This window comes from Streptomyces lunaelactis (assembly GCF_003054555.1).
Lineage (GTDB): Bacteria > Actinomycetota > Actinomycetes > Streptomycetales > Streptomycetaceae > Streptomyces > Streptomyces lunaelactis.
Map to the genome: position 1 here is coordinate 5,398,461 of NZ_CP026304.1, position 15,740 is coordinate 5,414,200.

Consider the following 15,740-nt stretch of genomic DNA (forward strand, 5'->3'; position numbering starts at 1 on the left):
CGGACCGGACGTCAGTCCTTGATCTCGCAGATCACCGCGCCGGAGGTGAGCGAGGCGCCGACCTCGGCGGTGAGGCCCTTGACGGTGCCGGAGCGGTGCGCGTTCAGCGGCTGCTCCATCTTCATCGCCTCCAGGACGACGACGAGGTCGCCCTCCTTGACCTCCTGGCCCTCCTCGACCGCGACCTTGACGATCGTGCCCTGCATCGGGGAGGCGAGGGTGTCACCGGAGGCGGCCGGTCCCGACTTCTTCGCGGCCCGCCGCTTGGGCTTGGCGCCCGCGGCCAGACCGGTCCGGGCCAGCGTCATGCCCAGCGAGGACGGCAGCGAGACCTCAAGACGCTTGCCGCCGACCTCGACGACGATCGTCTCGCGGCCGGCCTCGTCCTCGTCCGTGTCCGCGGGAACGGCGAAGGGCTTGATGTCGTTGACGAACTCCGTCTCGATCCACCGGGTGTGCACCCGGAACGGGTCGGAGGTGAACGCCGGATCGGCGACGACCGCACGGTGGAACGGGATGGCGGTGGCCATGCCCTCCACGGTGAACTCGCCCAGCGCACGCGCGGCGCGCTGCAGCGCCTGCTCACGCGTGGCGCCGGTGACGATCAGCTTGGCGAGCAGCGAGTCCCAGGCCGGGCCGATGACGCTGCCGGACTCGACACCCGCGTCCAGGCGGACACCGGGGCCGGACGGCGCCGCGAAGGTGGTGACGGTGCCGGGGGCGGGCAGGAAGCCGCGGCCCGGGTCCTCGCCGTTGATCCGGAACTCGAAGGAGTGGCCGCGCACGGCCGGGTCGCCGTAGCCCAGTTCCTCGCCGTCGGCGATCCGGAACATCTCGCGGACCAGGTCGATGCCGGTGACCTCTTCGGTGACCGGGTGCTCCACCTGCAGGCGGGTGTTGACCTCCAGGAAGGAGATCGTGCCGTCGGTGCCGACGAGGAACTCGACGGTGCCGGCGCCCACATAGCCCGCCTCGCGCAGGATGGCCTTCGAGGCGGCGTACAGCTCGGCGTTCTGGGCGTCCGACAGGAACGGTGCCGGGGCCTCCTCCACCAGCTTCTGGTGGCGGCGCTGCAGCGAGCAGTCACGCGTCGATACGACGACGACATTGCCGTGCGAGTCGGCCAGGCACTGCGTCTCGACGTGACGCGGCTTGTCCAGGTAGCGCTCGACGAAGCACTCCCCCCGCCCGAACGCGGCGACCGCCTCGCGGACCGCGGAGTCGTACAGCTCCGGCACCTCTTCGAGGTTGCGGGCGACCTTCAGGCCGCGCCCGCCACCGCCGAAGGCAGCCTTGATGGCGATCGGCAGCCCGTGCTCCTGGGCGAAGGCCACCACCTCGTCCGCGCCCGACACCGGGTCCGGCGTACCGGCCACCAGCGGGGCACCCGCGCGCTGCGCGATATGACGGGCCGCCACCTTGTCGCCGAGGTCCCGGATGGCCTGCGGGGGCGGGCCGATCCAGGTCAGACCCGCGTCGAGTACGGCCTGGGCGAATTCGGCGTTCTCGGAGAGGAAGCCGTACCCGGGGTGTACTGCGTCCGCACCTGCGTCCTTCGCGGCCTGCAGCACCTTGGCCATGTCCAGATAGCTGGCGGCCGGGGTGTCACCGCCCAGGGCGAACGCCTCGTCGGCCGCGCGGACGTGCAGAGCGTCCCGGTCCGGATCGGCGTAGACGGCTACGCTCGCGATCCCGGCGTCCCGGCAGGCCCGGGCAACGCGGACAGCGATTTCGCCACGGTTGGCGATGAGCACCTTGCGCACGATGGCTCCCTCCTTGAAACAAGCTGAGTTTAGGGACTGCCGACACGACGTTTCGACCCGTCCCCAATGGTGAGCTTGCCCACACGGAGCGTGATCCGAGGTTCGCGCAAGTCGCGAAATCCCTTGTCGCACCACGGTACGACGGGTTCCTCCCTCGCACAGTAGCCCTCAGGTGTGGCACAGGTCTCTGTTCGTGGGGCCAGCGGCCGGAGGGGATTCTTTGTCGAGTCCCTACGAATGGGCGAATGATTCTTTGCTGTGGGACCGAGCGTGCCGAGAGTCTTGTCCCCGGGTTTACCGGTTAGTAGCGTTCGGGTTGTCGTACGTACTTCAGGTAACAGAGGGTTGGGGGCGCCGTGGCGCGCAGACCGGTGGCCGTGGTGGCCGCGATTGTTCTGCTGGTTGAGGCCGTCGGCATAGTGGTGATCAACGGCATCCTCGCCACCTTTGTCGACAAGCAGAGCATGTCACTGGCCGACCTGGACCCGGATGCGATGGTCACCGGGACCTGGGTGATGGGCGGCGTCTTCGGCCTCTACCTCGCGGCGTGCGGGGTCGTCCTGCTCCTCGCGGGCCTGCGCGACCGGGCCCCGGGCCGCGCCGCCCGGATCCTGCTGATCAGCTGCGCGATCGTGCACGGGGTGCTGGGCGCGCTGACGGTGGGTCTGGTCGGCTGGGACGCGTTCGCGTTCATGATGGTGGGTCTGGGGCTGATCGTGCTGACGCTGGTGGCATACGGCAAGAGGGACGCGCCGCGCGACAGCGAGCCCAAGAGCGAGCCGGCGCCTACGAACGGCGCGGCGCCCGCGTAGGACGACGACCCTGCTTGATCGTCCGCGCGGGGGCCGGCCGAGGCCGGGTCGCAATTCGGTGGCGGTGGCCGGCGACTCGGTGTTTCGATGCCCCGTGTGACTTCTGTGGATCTTGATGATCGCCCTGAGCGGGTACTGCTGGACCGACTTGAGCGGTACTACGACGCGGTGCCGCGCAGTGGTGCCCGGGCCGAGGACTACGGGCCGCTGACTCTGTTCGTGCGGGAAGGCCAGGGATGGCCGTTCTACGCACGTCCGGCTCGGAGCTGGTCCGGCGCGGTGAGCACCGCCGCTGTGGCCCGGGTCCGCGCCCGGCAGCGTGAACTCGGGATCCCGGAGAGTTTCGAGTGGACAGCCGAGACCGCGCCGACGCTGCGGGCCGCCATCGAGGGCTCGGGGCTTGTGGTTCACGAGCACCCCTTGATGGTGCTTGACCCGGGCGCGTCGGTGCCCGCCGCGGACGAGCTGTCCGGCGGATTGACGGTGCGGACCATGGGCCCGGACGATCCGGCGCTGGCGAGCGCGCTGGCCGTGCCGCATCTTGCCTTCGCGGAGCCCGGAACCGGAGTTGGCCTGGCGGGAGTCACCGAACTGGCGGAAGCCGCGCGTGCCCGAGCAGGCGACGGGTCGGTGGAACGCGTAGTGGCGCGGATCGGGGCGGGTCTGACTTCGGTCGCCGCAGCGGTGGACGGCGGGGCGGCGCTGTGCGCGGGCCAGCATCAGCCGGTCGGAGCGGTCAGCGAGATCGTCGGTGTCGGGACGCTGCCCAGCGCACGCCGTCGTGGTCTCGGGCTGGCGGTCACCGCGGCGCTGGTGACCGACGCCCGGTCGCGCGGCGTGGAGACGGTCTTTTTGTCAGCGGGCGACGATGATGTGGCCCGGATCTATGCCCGGCTCGGCTTCCGACGTGTCGCCACCGCGCTGATCGCTGAGCCTGCCGAGTAGACCGGTGTCACGCCAGGGCGGGCGAGGCGAGGAAGGTGCCCCAGACATCTGGAGCGAGGGCTATCAGGGTCCGTCCGGGTTCTTGGAGTCGCGGACGTAGGTAGGCGACAGCCATCGGCCCGCGACGCCGCCCGGACTTCCCCGGGGCCGCTCAGCCACATGTGAACGGTGTCACGCCGCGAATACGGAAATGACCGGATCTCACGCCCACAGGGCGGTGATGGAGTGGCCGAGCTCGGCCAGCAGCCTGCGCAGCAGCGGCAGGGAGAGGCCGATGACGTTGCCGTGGTCGCCGTCGATGCCGTCGATGAAGGGCGCGGAGCGGCCGTCCAGGGTGAAGGCACCCGCCACGCGGAGCGGTTCGCCGCTGGCGACGTAGCTGGCGATCTCGTCGTCGGACGGGTGGCCGAAGTGCACGACGGTGGACGCTGTGCCCGAGGCGTAGTGGCCGGTGGCGGTGTCGTAGACGCAGTGCCCGGTCTGCAGGGTGCCCGCGCGGCCGCGCATCGACTTCCAGCGGGTGATGGCCTCCTCCGCGTCGGCGGGCTTGCCGAACGCGTGGCCGTCCAGCTCAAGGACGGAGTCGCAGCCGATGACGAGCGCGCCGCTCCTGATCACATCGGCCCGAGCGGCCACGACGGACGCCTTGGCCTGCGCGAGTGCCAGCGCCAGCTCGGCCGGGGTGGGTGCCGATACGGCGTCCTCGTCGACACCGCTGACGATCACGTCGGGGGTGAGGCCGGCCTGGCGCAGCAGATTGAGGCGGGCCGGGGAGGCGGAGGCGAGGACGAGGCGGCGGCGCGGATCGGTCATGAGGTCATCGTAGGCGGCGATCAGTGGAGACCGACGACGAACATCGCCACCACCATGGCCAGCGCCAGCACGAAGCCGACGCGGCGCATCATCGCCTGCATCTCGCGCAGCTCTTTGGGGGGCTCGTCCTTCGGGTCCGACCACAGCATGCGATCGATCCTGCTGCGGGCGGCCGGGGTGCGCCTGAGTACGAGTACTCAACCGCAGGGGTGACAACGGACTAATTCTGGGGGCTGCGCCCCCAGGCCCCCGTACGGCCTCCGGCCGTGTCCTCAATCGCCGGTGGTGCTGGATACTCCAGCCCCGCCGGCGATTGAGGCGGCGGGCTACACCGGCCAGTACGTCCGGGCCCACGACCGCGGGCCCGGCAGCGGCCTCCGGGTTTTCGCTATGCGCGCCGGGTCCGACCACTGTTCGGGCAGCAGTGGGGTGCCCTCCGCGGCGGAGGCCGTCGCCGCGGCGCGTGCCTGGACCACCGCCAGTGCGGCGGCCAGCTCCTCCGGGGTCGGGTTTCCCCGTACGACCTTGATCATCGTCAAGTCCCTTCCTGGAAGGCTAGGGGGGTCTAGAGGGGGATGTTGCCGTGCTTCTTCGGCGGCAGGCTCTCCCGCTTCGTACGCAGCTGCCGCAGGCCCTTCACTATGTGCGCCCGCGTCTCCGACGGCATGATCACCGCGTCGACATATCCGCGCTCGGCCGCGACGTACGGATTGAGGAGCGTGTCCTCGTACTCCTGGATCAGCTCCGCGCGGGTCGCCTCCTGGTCGTCGGCGGCCGCGATCGTGCGGCGGTGCAGGATGTTCACCGCGCCCTGCGCGCCCATCACCGCGATCTGCGCGGTCGGCCAGGCCACGTTCAGATCCGCGCCCAGGTGCTTGGAGCCCATGACGTCGTACGCGCCGCCGAAGGCCTTCCGCGTGATCACCGTGATCAGCGGCACCGTCGCCTCGGCGTAGGCGTAGATCAGCTTGGCGCCGCGCCGGATGATGCCGCCGTACTCCTGGTCCACGCCCGGCAGGAACCCGGGCACGTCCACGAACGTGATCACCGGGACGTTGAAGGCGTCGCAGGTGCGCACGAAGCGCGCGGCCTTCTCGGAGGCGTTGATGTCCAGGCAGCCGGCGTACTGCATCGGCTGGTTGGCGACTATGCCGACCGGGAAGCCCTCGACCCGCCCGAAGCCGGTGATGATGTTCGGCGCGAACATCGCCTGCGTCTCCAGGAACTCGCCCTCGTCCAGCACGTGCTCGATGGCGGTGTGCATGTCGTACGGCTGGTTCGCGGAGTCCGGGATCAGCGTCTCGAGCTCGCGGTCCTCGTCGGTCGTCGCCAGGTCGGCCTCCTCGGGGAAGGCCGGCGGCTCGGAGAGGTTGTTCGAGGGCAGGTACGACAGCAGGGACTTGACGTACTCGATCGCGTCCTTCTCGTCACCCGCCATGTGGTGCGCGACGCCGGACGTCGTGTTGTGCGTACGGGCTCCGCCCAGCTCCTCGAAGCCGACGTCCTCGCCCGTCACCGTCTTGATGACATCGGGTCCGGTGATGAACATGTGCGAGGTCTTGTCGACCATCACCGTGAAGTCGGTGATCGCGGGGGAGTAGACCGCGCCGCCCGCGCACGGGCCGACGATCAGGGAGATCTGCGGGACCACGCCGGAGGCATGGACATTGCGGCGGAAGATCTCGGCGAAGAGGCCGAGGGCGACCACGCCCTCCTGGATGCGGGCGCCGCCGCCGTCGTTGATGCCGATGACCGGACAGCCGGTCTTCAGCGCGAAGTCCATGACCTTGACGATCTTCTCGCCGTACACCTCGCCGAGCGAGCCGCCGAAGATGGTGAAGTCCTGGGAGTACACACAGACGGGGCGGCCGTCGACCGTACCGTAACCGGTGACCACGCCATCGCCGTACGGGCGGTTCTTCTCGATGCCGAAATTCGTGGACCGGTGCCGGGCGAACTCGTCGAGCTCCACGAACGATCCCTCGTCCAGCAGCAGATCGACCCGCTCACGGGCGGTCAACTTGCCCTTGGCGTGCTGCTTTTCCACCGCGCGCGCGGAGCCCGCATGCGTCGCCTCGTCAATGCGGCGCTGCAGATCCGCGATCTTCCCCGCGGTGGTGTGGATGTCAATCTCGGACTCCGACATCGGGATGCGGCTCCCTGTCCTGGTCAACGTCAACCGAATGGCTACTGACACGTAGCGTATCGGCGCGCATGGCGCTCGGCAGTGCGGCGTTTGCCACACCTAACCTGGCTTGCATGACGCCTGAGAATGCGCCCGAGAGCCGCTGGTCCGACCTCGACCGGCCGCCGCTGAACGTCCCCGCTCTGCGCCACGCCCTGCTGCTGCCCGGCGGGCTGTGGACCTCGCTCGACATCGTGGAGGCGATCGGCTCCACCAACTCCGACCTCGTGGCGCGGGCCGCGTCGCTGGAGGAGGGGGCTGTGCTGGTCGCCGAGGAGCAGACGGCCGGCCGGGGGCGGCTCGACCGGACCTGGACGGCGCCCGCGCGCTCCGGGCTGTTCCTGTCCGTGCTGCTGCGCCCGGGGGCCCAGGTGCCGGTCGAGCGCTGGGGCTGGCTGCCGCTGCTCGCCGGAGTCGCCGCGGCGACGGGCCTCGCGCGGGCCGCCGGAGTCGACATGTCGCTCAAATGGCCCAATGACCTGCTGGTGAAGGTCGGCGGCGAGGAGCGGAAGACCGGCGGGATCCTCGCGGAGCGTGCGGGGGACGACGCGGTCGTCGTCGGCATCGGCCTCAATGTCACCCTGCGCGCGGACGAGCTGCCCGTCCCCGCGGCGGGCTCCCTCGCCCTGGCGAACGCGATCTCCACCGACCGCGATCCGCTGCTGCGGGCGGTGCTGCGCTCGCTCGAGCAGTGGTACACGGACTGGCGCGCGGCGGGCGGCGACCCGGCGCGCTCGGGTCTCCAGGCGGCGTACACGGCGGGCTGCGCCACCCTGGGCCGCACCGTACGGGCCGAGCTGCCCGGCGAGCGCTCGGTCGTCGGCGAGGCCCTCGCCCTGGACGGCGACGGGCGTCTGGTGCTGTCCACGGAGGGCGGCGGGCGGCAGGCGATCAGCGCGGGCGACATCGTGCACCTTCGGCCGGCCGGCTGATCTCGGGGGACCCGGGTGAACCGGGAGGGCGACCGGGACGTGAGCTAGGGCACACCTGCCGTATCGTTGAGGCGATCGAGCGACAGATCGGCAGGGCAGTGCGCAGGGAACGGGCAGGAGGCGGCTGGTGACCGTCGACGACACAGCTTCCGACGCGGGCGCGCAGCCGCCGTCGGACTCATCGTCCGGCGCGTCCGCCGGGTCCGCTCCTTCGAACGAGTCAACGTCGACCTCAGGCGCGTCCGCGCCCTCGTCGTCGGTGCATCCGACGCCGCACCACGAGGTCGATCACACCGCGGAGCCGACCGACGACCCCCTTGCGATCCGTCTTGAACAGCTGATCCTGGGCGCGGAACGGCGCTATACGCCGTTCCAGGCGGCCCGGACGGCGGGTGTCTCGATGGACCTCGCCTCCCGCTTCTGGCGGGCCATGGGCTTCGCCGACATCGGCCAGGCGAAGGCTCTGACCGAGGCGGACGTACTGGCCCTGCGCCGGCTCGCCGGTCTGGTCGAGGCGGGCCTGCTGAGCGAGCCGATGGCGGTCCAGGTGGCACGGTCGACCGGGCAGACCACCGCCCGGCTGGCGGAATGGCAGATCGATTCCTTCCTGGAGGGCCTGACGGAGCCGCCGGAGCCGGGCATGACCCGCACAGAGGTCACGTACCCCCTGGTCGAACTGCTCCTCCCGGAGCTCGAGGAATTCCTGGTCTACGTCTGGCGGCGGCAGCTGGCCGCGGCGACCGGACGCGTGGTCCAGGCCGCGGACGACGAGGAGATGGTCGACCGCCGCCTCGCGGTCGGCTTCGCGGACCTCGTCGGCTTCACCCGGCTGACCCGGCGCCTGGAGGAAGAGGAACTGGGCGAACTGGTCGAGGCCTTCGAGACCACCTGCGCGGACCTGGTCGCCGCGCACGGCGGCCGGCTGATCAAGACCCTCGGCGACGAGGTCCTGTACGCGGCGGACGACGCGGGCACGGCGGCGGAGATCGCGCTGCGCCTGATCGAAACGATGACGCACGACGAGTCGATGCCGGCGCTGCGCGTCGGCATCGCCTTTGGCACGGTGACCACGCGGATGGGCGATGTGTTCGGCACGACGGTGAACCTTGCGAGCCGGCTCACGTCGATAGCGCCGAAGGACGCCGTGCTGGTGGACGGGGCGTTCGCGAAGGAGCTCGTACGGACCGAGGACGCACCGGCGTCGGAGGCGGCTGCGGCGGAAGAGGCAGCGGCGGCGGAGAAGGAGGGCGAGGAGTCCCCCTCGTACCGCTTCGCACTCCAGCCGATGTGGCAGCGCCCGGTGCGAGGCCTGGGCGTGGTGGAACCGTGGACGCTCACGCGAAGGGCGAAATCCAGCCCCGCCGACGATTGAGGCACAGGACCCGGAACTCAGCCCCGGCGGCGAAGCTCAGCCCCGCCGGCGATTGAGGCGCGGGGTCCGGGGCAGCGCCCCGGGTACGTGTACCCGCGCGCCCGGGGCCGCTCTATGATCCGGTGAACCAACGTTAACCGGGAGGGTGCATGTCCGAGTCCGAACAGCGGTTCGGCGAATTCGTCGCCGTCCGCACGCGCCAGCACGTCGCGGAGCTCGTCCTCGACCGCCCCAAGGCCATGAACGCCGTCTCCACCGAGATGGCCCGTTCCATCGCCGCCGCCTGCCACGCCCTCGCCGGCGATCCGGACGTACGCGTCACCGTGCTGACCTCCACCCACGACCGCGCCTTCTGCGTCGGCGCCGACCTCAAGGAGCGGAACTCCTTCTCCGACGCCGAGCTGGTGCGGCAGCGGCCCACAGCACGGGCCGCGTACACCGGGGTGCTCGAGCTGCCGATGCCCACCGTCGCCGCCGTGCACGGCTTCGCGCTCGGCGGCGGGTTCGAGCTCGCGCTCGCCTGCGATCTGATCGTCGCCGATGCCACCGCCGTGGTGGGGCTGCCCGAGGTGTCCGTGGGCGTCATCCCCGGCGGCGGCGGGACGCAGCTCCTGCCGCGCCGGGTCGGCGCCGCGCGCGCCGCCGAGCTGGTGTTCACGGCGCGGCGTGTGGAGGCGGCCGAGGCGAGGGAGCTGGGGCTCGTCGACCGGCTCGCCGACGACGCCAGGACCGAGGCGCTCGCGCTCGCCGCCCGGATCGCCGCGAACTCACCCGTCGGGCTGCGCGCCGCCAAGCGGGCGATGCGGCTGGGGCAGGGGCTCGATCTGCGGGCCGGGCTGGAGGTCGAGGACGCCGCCTGGCGGTCGGTGGCCTTCTCCGGGGACCGGGCCGAGGGCGTCGCGGCCTTCAACGAGAAGCGGAAGCCGCACTGGCCCGGCGAGTAGCTCAGCGTGATGGCGTGTTGCGGCCTACGCCAACTGATCAAATCCGGCCAAACCTCCCTAAGCTGGGATGATGGCTGAGGATGGGCGGTTGCGGGCCGTGGTGGCACTGGCGCAGGCGATGGCGGCCGCGCGCACACCGCGCGAGTCCTGGCGGGCTGCGGCACTCGGCGCGTGCGACGCGCTGGCCGGCTCCTTCGCCGCGCTCTCCGTCTGGGAGCGGGAGCTCGGACGGCTCAAGGTGCTGGTCAACGCCGGTGAACGGGCCCCGGGGGAGGAGGAGTTCCCCGAGTCGGAGACGTACCCCGTCGACCGTTTCTCCGAGATCACCGAGTTTCTGCACGAGCGGTGGGCGGGCGGCGGCGAGCCGGACGCCTGGGTGGAGACGGTGGAGGGGCCCGCGTCGGCCGGGCACGGGTACTGCCATCAGCGCGTTTCGGCCCTGCGCCGGCGCCGCCGCGGCTGCTGTGTCGTCGCGCCGATCGTGCTGCACGGCCGGGCCTGGGGCGAGCTGTACGTGGCCAGACCGCTGGGCGCGCCCGTGTTCGACCGGGACGACGCGGACTTCGCCACCGTCCTCGCCTCCGTCGTGGCCGCCGGTATCGCCCAGACCGAGCGCCTGGAGGAGGTCCGCACGCTCGCCTTCACGGACCCGCTGACGGGGCTCGCCAACCGCCGTGCCGTGGACATAAGGCTCGACGAGGCGCTGGAGCGCCACCGCACCGACGGCTCGGTCGTCAGCCTGGTGGTGTGCGACCTCAACGGCCTCAAGAGCGTGAACGACACCCATGGCCACGCGGTCGGCGACCGGCTGCTCGAGCGTTTCGGCTCGGTCCTCTCACTGTGCGGGGCGATGCTCCCGGGCGCGCTGGCGGCACGGCTCGGCGGGGACGAGTTCTGTCTGGTCTGGATCGGCCCGGCCGCCGACGACGTGGTCCGGGTGGCGGACGAACTCTGTGTACGGTCCGGGGAGTTGGAGCTCGGTGAGGGCGTTGCCTGCGGGGTCGCGTCGACGGGCGACCCGATCGGAGAGGTCCGCTCGGCCCGCCGGCTGTTCCGGCTGGCGGACGCGGCCCAGTACCGGGCGAAGGCGGCCCGCTCCCCGAAGCCGGTGGTCGCCGGCCGCGACGGCACGGTGATCCGCCTCGCGGACGCCCCGCCGCGCTCGCCGCACGAGCGCCGTACCTTCCGGGGTGTGCGTCCGGAGGACACCGGTGAGCCCTGGAGTGAGCCCTGATCCAGGCGTGGCACGCGTGGCTTCCGGTGTGGCGGGCGTGACATTTCCGTAAGGGGTCAGCCCGCCCACCGCTAGTGACAGGTTGCGATTCAGTCCGTACGCTCCTGAATATGGATATGCACACAGTCGTGGTGGGGACGTCCGGTACCACCGCCGAAGACGTCATCGCCGTGGCCCGCGGCAACGCCCGGATCGAGCTCTCCGCCGAGGCCGTCGCCGCCCTCGCCGCGGCCCGGGGGATCGTGGACGCGCTGGCCGCCAAGCCCGAGCCCGTCTACGGGGTGTCGACCGGATTCGGCGCACTCGCCAGCCGGCACATCAGCCCCGAACTCCGCGCCCAGCTGCAGCGCAACATCGTCCGCTCGCACGCCGCGGGCATGGGCCCGCGCGTCGAGCGCGAGGTCGTCCGCGCGCTGATGTTCCTCCGGCTGAAGACGGTCTGCTCCGGCCACACCGGCGTACGCCCCGAGGTCGCCCAGACCATGGCCGATGTGCTCAACGCGGGGATCACCCCGGTCGTGCACGAGTACGGCTCCCTCGGCTGTTCCGGCGACCTCGCCCCGCTCTCCCACTGCGCGCTCACGCTGATGGGCGAGGGCGACGCCGAGGGCCCGAACGGGACCCTCAGGCCCGCCGGCGAGCTGCTCGCCGCGCACGGCATCGCCCCCGTCGAACTCCGCGAGAAGGAGGGCCTCGCCCTCCTCAACGGCACCGACGGCATGCTCGGCATGCTGGTCATGGCCCTCGCCGACCTCCAGCGCCTCTACACCTCCGCCGACATCACCGCCGCCCTCAGCCTCGAAGCGCTGCTCGGCACGGACAAGGTGCTCGCCCCCGAGCTGCACGCCATCCGCCCGCACCCGGGCCAGGGCGTCGCCGCCGCCAACATGAGCGCCGTGCTCAAGGGCTCCGGGCTCACCGGCCACTACCAGCAGGACGACGCCCCCCGCGTCCAGGACGCGTACTCGGTGCGCTGCGCCCCGCAGGTCGCCGGCGCCGGGCGGGACACCCTCGCGCACGCCCGCCTGGTCGCCGACCGCGAGCTCGCCTCGGCCGTCGACAACCCGGTCGTGCTGCCCGACGGGCGCGTGGAGTCCAACGGAAACTTCCACGGCGCGCCCGTCGCGTACGTCCTGGACTTCCTCGCCATCGTCGCCGCCGACCTCGGCTCCATCGCCGAGCGCCGCACCGACCGGCTGCTCGACAAGAACCGCTCGCACGGGCTGCCGCCGTTCCTCGCGGACGACGCCGGTGTCGACTCGGGCCTGATGATCGCTCAGTACACGCAGGCCGCCCTGGTCAGCGAGATGAAGCGGCTCGCCGTCCCGGCCTCCGCCGACTCCATCCCCTCCTCCGCGATGCAGGAGGACCATGTCTCGATGGGCTGGTCGGCCGCGCGCAAGCTGCGTACGGCCGTCGCCAACCTGAGCCGGATCATCGCCGTCGAGCTGTACGCGGCGACCCGCGCCATCGAGCTCAGGGACGGGCTGACCCCCGCGCCCGCCTCGCAGGCCGCCATCGCGGCGCTGCGCGCGGCCGGTGTCCAGGGCCCGGGTCCGGACCGTTTCCTCTCGCCCGACCTGGAGGCCGCGGACGTGTTCGTACGGGACGGAAAGCTCATCGAGGCCGTGGAGCCCGTGACGGGCCCGCTGGCCTGATCTTCCCGGTGTCCTCCGGTAGTTGGGGTGCGGTCCCGGCTACCGGAGGACCGCTCCACGCTGTCGCACCGAGTACGCCACAAAGCCCGCGCCGAGCCCCAGGAACCCGGTCCCGGCGATCAGATACGGGGTGGTGTCCACGCCTCCCGTATCGGCGAGTTTCAGCTGCTCGGAGGCGGCTTGGATGCCGGTCTGCTGTCTCTGCGCGGCTTCCCGCTCGGACGTGGCGTTCGCGGACGGAACGAACCACAGCGCACACAGCAAAGTCCCTGCGGCAGTGGCGGTCAGCAGCGGTCGACGTGCGACGGACACAGACTCGATCCCCCTTGAGGCATCCTCGAATTGGCCGGGTGCGCTGATGCTAGTGAAAGCAGCGGGTCGCGGGAAAGTCGCGGGGGCGGGGGCCCTACGCTCCGTCGTATGACCACTTCTGAGACATCACGCTTTGTACGACTGCGGGTGGAATTGGTGCTGGAGGTGGACGACTCCGGCGCGCTGACCGGCGCCGCCCTCGAGCGCATCGCGGCGGACGAGTTCATGCCGGACGAGGAGCGTTCGCACGCCCAGTCCGCGGTACGCGAGGACGACGCGGAGGCCATCGCCTATCTCGTGGACCCCTTCGACCTGGTCAGCGAGGTGCCTGGGGTGGAGCTCGCCCAGGCCTCCTGGACCAGTGAGGAGATCGACTACGACCCCGAGGCGGAGGAGTGGGACCCTGATGAGGAGGATGGGGACTACGCCGACGAGGACGAGGACGGGGCGGCCGTCGAGGGTGACGGAGAAGTCCGGCGGTCGTAGCGGCGGATGGCGCGCTTCGGGCCCCCGGCTCGCCGCGGCGGTGAACCGGGGCGCGGCGGTTTTCGTGCCGCAGTGCAACCGGCGGAGCCGTGGCTGCGTCGATGAGTGGACGTGAGTGGTGTGGCCCACATCCTTTCGGGATGTGGAACCGGATACCCCGGAATGGGTGTTGTCCAAGCAGTTGGTCAGGGGAGTCGGCGACGATGGAGAAGCGTGTGATGACGGACAGCAAGCGGCGCCGGGGATTGATAGCCGCGTCCGCAGTGCTCGGCGGCGTGCTGGTGATGTCGGCCTGCAGCGGCGACGGGGACAAGGGCGGCGCCGAAGGCTCGAAGAAGTCGCAGGCCCAGGTCGACGAGGCAGCGGCGAAGGACGCCTCGAAGGCCCGAATAGCCATCTCGCCGAAGAACGGCGCGACCAACGCGAGTATCAACAACGACGCCAAGGTCACCGTCAGTGACGGCACCCTGACCCAGGTGACCATGACGACCGCGGCCGGTGAGACCGTCAAGGGCACCCTGGCCGCCGACGGCAAGAGCTGGAAGCCGGACGGGCAGCTCGAGCGCTCCACCACGTACAAGATCTCCGCGTCGGCGAAGGACTCCAAGGGCCTGGAAGCCCACGAGAACTCTTCCTTCACCACCGTCTCGCCCGCCAACAGCTTCATCGGCAACTTCACGCCTGATGAAGGTTCGACCGTCGGCGTCGGCATGCCGGTGTCGATCAGCTTCAACAAGGCGATCACGGACAAGAAGGCCGTCCAGGCCGGGATCACCGTGACCTCCAGCAGCGGTCAGGAGGTCGTCGGCCACTGGTTCAACGGCCAGCGTCTGGACTTCCGGCCCGACCAGTACTGGCAGGAGGGTTCGACCGTCACGCTGAAGCTGAACCTGGACGGAGTCGAGGGCGCCGACGGCGTCTTCGGTGTCCAGCAGAAGACGGTCACCTTCAAGATCGGCCGCAACCAGGTCTCCACCGTCGACGCCGCCACGAAGATGATGACGATCACCCAGGACGGCAAGACGATCAAGACGATCCCGATCTCCGCCGGCTCCTCCGAGAACCCGACCTACAACGGTCAGATGGTGATCTCCGAGAAGTTCAAGGAGACCCGGATGAACGGCGCGACCGTCGGCTTCACGGACGACGACGGCAAGGGCGAGTACGACATCAAGAACGTCCCGCACGCCATGCGGCTGTCCACCTCGGGCACCTTCATCCACGGCAACTACTGGGGCGCCGACTCGATCTTCGGCAGCGCCAACACCAGCCACGGCTGCGTCGGTCTCAACGACGCCGAGGGCGCGGGCGACCCGAACCAGCCCGCCGCCTGGCTGTACGACAACTCGATCGTCGGCGACGTCGTGATCGTCAAGAACTCCAAGGACAGGACGATCCAGCCCGACAACGGCCTGAACGGCTGGAACCTGAGCTGGGCGGAGTGGAAGGCCGGCGCCGAGGCCTGAGTTCTGGGTCCTGAGTTCCGAGTCCTCGTGATGCGGAGTCCTGATTCCGAGCCCTGAGCAACGCAGAAGGCGGCCGCACCCCTCGGGGTCCGGCCGCCTTCGAATTGGCGTGCGACGGCGCGAGCTTGTCCGTACCGTCCTCGCTATGACTGGTGCTGCGCGACCCCTCCGACATCCGGGCGATCCAGTACGACACGGTGGTCACCCCCGGCCATCGGGGCCACGGTCTCGGCCGTGCGGTCAAGCGCCACATGCTGGGGACGGTGAGCGCGCTGCACCCCGGCGTACGGGAGATCGCGACCACGGTCGCCGACGACAACGGCCCGATGCTGGCCGTCAACGAGCGGCTCGGCTACCGGCGCGAGCGCCCGGTCGCCGTCTTCCAGGCGAAGCTGTAGCGGGGCTACGCGGCTTTACGTTGACCGATCCGCTGCGGCCGGGTCACTCCGGCGTGTGGCAGACCGCCTCCACGTTGTTGCCGTCCAGGTCCCTGACGAACGCGCCGTAGTAGGCCGGGTGGTACTCGGGCCACACCCGCGGCTCGTGCAGCACCTCCGCCCCCGTCTCGACGGCCGCCGCGAAGAAGGCCCGCACCCCCGCGCGGTCGGCCGCCGAGAAGGCGATGTGCGCCTCGCGCGGCTGCCCCTCCGTCGTCACCGGGCCGATCCAGAACGTCGGCATCGTCGTCCCGTAACCGATCACCTGGCCGAAGTCGAGCAGCCGCTTTCCGCCGAGCGGGGCCAGTACCCGGTCGTAGAAGGCCGCTGCGGCCGCCGGGTCGGCCACCTGTACCGCGATGTGGTCAATCATGACCCCGA

17 protein-coding genes are annotated in these 15,740 nt (G+C 70.7%); 10 read left to right on the plus strand and 7 right to left on the minus strand.

The genetic code is table 11. The features are described 5' to 3' along the window. Positions 1–11: 11 nt before the first annotated feature. Positions 12–1,763: an acetyl/propionyl/methylcrotonyl-CoA carboxylase subunit alpha gene (locus tag SLUN_RS25015; RefSeq protein ID WP_108151871.1), complete on the minus strand. Its 1,752-nt coding sequence runs from the start codon at positions 1,761–1,763 to the stop codon at positions 12–14. A gap of 356 nt (positions 1,764–2,119) precedes the next feature. Here SLUN_RS25015 and SLUN_RS25020 point away from each other — a divergent pair, with 356 nt between their 5' ends. Continuing rightward, positions 2,120–2,575: a hypothetical protein gene (locus tag SLUN_RS25020; RefSeq protein WP_108151873.1), complete on the plus strand. Its 456-nt coding sequence runs from the start codon at positions 2,120–2,122 to the stop codon at positions 2,573–2,575. An 87-nt stretch (positions 2,576–2,662) separates the two neighbouring features. Then, complete coding sequence (locus SLUN_RS25025) at positions 2,663–3,520, plus strand: GNAT family N-acetyltransferase (RefSeq protein WP_108151875.1); 858 nt, start codon at positions 2,663–2,665, stop codon at positions 3,518–3,520. 201 nt (positions 3,521–3,721) lie between these two features. Here SLUN_RS25025 and SLUN_RS25030 read toward each other — a convergent pair whose 3' ends face one another. The 4 genes from SLUN_RS25030 to SLUN_RS25040 form a co-directional block, all read right to left on the minus strand. After that, positions 3,722–4,333: a Maf family protein gene (locus SLUN_RS25030; protein ID WP_108151877.1), complete on the minus strand. Its 612-nt coding sequence runs from the start codon at positions 4,331–4,333 to the stop codon at positions 3,722–3,724. 20 nt (positions 4,334–4,353) lie between these two features. Beyond that, complete coding sequence (gene mmpB / locus SLUN_RS41485) at positions 4,354–4,482, minus strand: morphogenic membrane protein MmpB (protein WP_257153791.1); 129 nt, start codon at positions 4,480–4,482, stop codon at positions 4,354–4,356. 177 nt (positions 4,483–4,659) lie between these two features. Beyond that, entirely contained in the window at positions 4,660–4,866 is a 207-nt protein-coding gene (locus SLUN_RS25035; RefSeq protein ID WP_108151879.1) for an acyl-CoA carboxylase epsilon subunit, read from the minus strand. Positions 4,867–4,898: 32 nt separating this feature from the next. Beyond that, on the minus strand, positions 4,899–6,479 hold the full coding sequence (locus tag SLUN_RS25040) for an acyl-CoA carboxylase subunit beta (protein ID WP_108151881.1): 1,581 nt from the start codon (positions 6,477–6,479) through the stop codon (positions 4,899–4,901). A 113-nt stretch (positions 6,480–6,592) separates the two neighbouring features. On the opposite strand from SLUN_RS25040, the gene SLUN_RS25045 reads away from it, so the two are divergent. The 5 genes from SLUN_RS25045 to hutH all read left to right on the plus strand — a co-directional run bounded on the left by SLUN_RS25045 (position 6,593) and on the right by hutH (position 12,658). After that, positions 6,593–7,450 (plus strand): biotin--[acetyl-CoA-carboxylase] ligase, encoded by an 858-nt coding sequence (locus SLUN_RS25045; protein ID WP_108151883.1) that lies wholly within the window; start codon positions 6,593–6,595, stop codon positions 7,448–7,450. A gap of 127 nt (positions 7,451–7,577) precedes the next feature. After that, a complete protein-coding gene (locus SLUN_RS25050) occupies positions 7,578–8,822 on the plus strand; it encodes an adenylate/guanylate cyclase domain-containing protein (protein WP_108151885.1) in 1,245 nt (414 codons plus the stop codon). A 149-nt stretch (positions 8,823–8,971) separates the two neighbouring features. Then, on the plus strand, positions 8,972–9,766 hold the full coding sequence (locus tag SLUN_RS25055) for an enoyl-CoA hydratase/isomerase family protein (RefSeq protein WP_108151887.1): 795 nt from the start codon (positions 8,972–8,974) through the stop codon (positions 9,764–9,766). 67 nt (positions 9,767–9,833) lie between these two features. Beyond that, positions 9,834–11,000 (plus strand): GGDEF domain-containing protein, encoded by a 1,167-nt coding sequence (locus SLUN_RS25060; RefSeq protein ID WP_108151889.1) that lies wholly within the window; start codon positions 9,834–9,836, stop codon positions 10,998–11,000. 116 nt (positions 11,001–11,116) lie between these two features. Next, positions 11,117–12,658 (plus strand): histidine ammonia-lyase, encoded by a 1,542-nt coding sequence (gene hutH / locus SLUN_RS25065; protein ID WP_108151891.1) that lies wholly within the window; start codon positions 11,117–11,119, stop codon positions 12,656–12,658. Between the two features lie 39 nt (positions 12,659–12,697). Here the strand turns inward: hutH and SLUN_RS25070 are convergent, their stop codons facing one another. Beyond that, entirely contained in the window at positions 12,698–12,970 is a 273-nt protein-coding gene (locus SLUN_RS25070; protein WP_108151893.1) for an LPXTG cell wall anchor domain-containing protein, read from the minus strand. Between the two features lie 108 nt (positions 12,971–13,078). Here SLUN_RS25070 and SLUN_RS25075 point away from each other — a divergent pair, with 108 nt between their 5' ends. The 3 genes from SLUN_RS25075 (at position 13,079) to SLUN_RS25085 (ending at position 15,320) form a co-directional block, all read left to right on the plus strand. Then, positions 13,079–13,456 (plus strand): hypothetical protein, encoded by a 378-nt coding sequence (locus SLUN_RS25075; RefSeq protein WP_170146602.1) that lies wholly within the window; start codon positions 13,079–13,081, stop codon positions 13,454–13,456. Positions 13,457–13,659: 203 nt separating this feature from the next. Continuing rightward, positions 13,660–14,922, plus strand: coding sequence for a L,D-transpeptidase (locus SLUN_RS25080; RefSeq protein ID WP_108151896.1), 1,263 nt, complete (start codon positions 13,660–13,662; stop codon positions 14,920–14,922). A 152-nt stretch (positions 14,923–15,074) separates the two neighbouring features. Further along, positions 15,075–15,320, plus strand: a complete 246-nt coding sequence (locus SLUN_RS25085) for a GNAT family N-acetyltransferase (RefSeq protein ID WP_159100320.1) — start codon at positions 15,075–15,077, stop codon at positions 15,318–15,320. A gap of 43 nt (positions 15,321–15,363) precedes the next feature. On the opposite strand, the gene SLUN_RS25090 is transcribed toward SLUN_RS25085, so the two are convergent. Continuing rightward, on the minus strand, positions 15,364–15,732 hold the full coding sequence (locus SLUN_RS25090; RefSeq protein WP_108154924.1) for a VOC family protein: 369 nt from the start codon (positions 15,730–15,732) through the stop codon (positions 15,364–15,366). Between the last annotated feature and the right edge of the window lie 8 nt (positions 15,733–15,740).

Excerpts from the sequence above, each read along its gene's own strand:
- SLUN_RS25040 (WP_108151881.1), bottom strand. The coding sequence starts at position 6,479 with ATGTCGGAGTCCGAGATTGACATCCACACCACCGCGGGGAAGATCGCG.
- SLUN_RS25090 (WP_108154924.1), bottom strand. The coding sequence starts at position 15,732 with ATGATTGACCACATCGCGGTACAGGTGGCCGACCCGGCGGCCGCAGCG.
- hutH (WP_108151891.1), top strand. The coding sequence starts at position 11,117 with ATGCACACAGTCGTGGTGGGGACGTCCGGTACCACCGCCGAAGACGTC.
- SLUN_RS25025 (WP_108151875.1), top strand. The coding sequence starts at position 2,663 with ATGCCCCGTGTGACTTCTGTGGATCTTGATGATCGCCCTGAGCGGGTA.
- SLUN_RS25060 (WP_108151889.1), top strand. The coding sequence starts at position 9,834 with ATGATGGCTGAGGATGGGCGGTTGCGGGCCGTGGTGGCACTGGCGCAG.
- mmpB (WP_257153791.1), bottom strand. The coding sequence starts at position 4,482 with ATGCTGTGGTCGGACCCGAAGGACGAGCCCCCCAAAGAGCTGCGCGAG.
- SLUN_RS25075 (WP_170146602.1), top strand. The coding sequence starts at position 13,079 with ATGACCACTTCTGAGACATCACGCTTTGTACGACTGCGGGTGGAATTG.
- SLUN_RS25055 (WP_108151887.1), top strand. The coding sequence starts at position 8,972 with ATGTCCGAGTCCGAACAGCGGTTCGGCGAATTCGTCGCCGTCCGCACG.
- SLUN_RS25030 (WP_108151877.1), bottom strand. The coding sequence starts at position 4,333 with ATGACCGATCCGCGCCGCCGCCTCGTCCTCGCCTCCGCCTCCCCGGCC.
- SLUN_RS25080 (WP_108151896.1), top strand. The coding sequence starts at position 13,660 with ATGGAGAAGCGTGTGATGACGGACAGCAAGCGGCGCCGGGGATTGATA.
- SLUN_RS25035 (WP_108151879.1), bottom strand. The coding sequence starts at position 4,866 with ATGATCAAGGTCGTACGGGGAAACCCGACCCCGGAGGAGCTGGCCGCC.
- SLUN_RS25045 (WP_108151883.1), top strand. The coding sequence starts at position 6,593 with ATGACGCCTGAGAATGCGCCCGAGAGCCGCTGGTCCGACCTCGACCGG.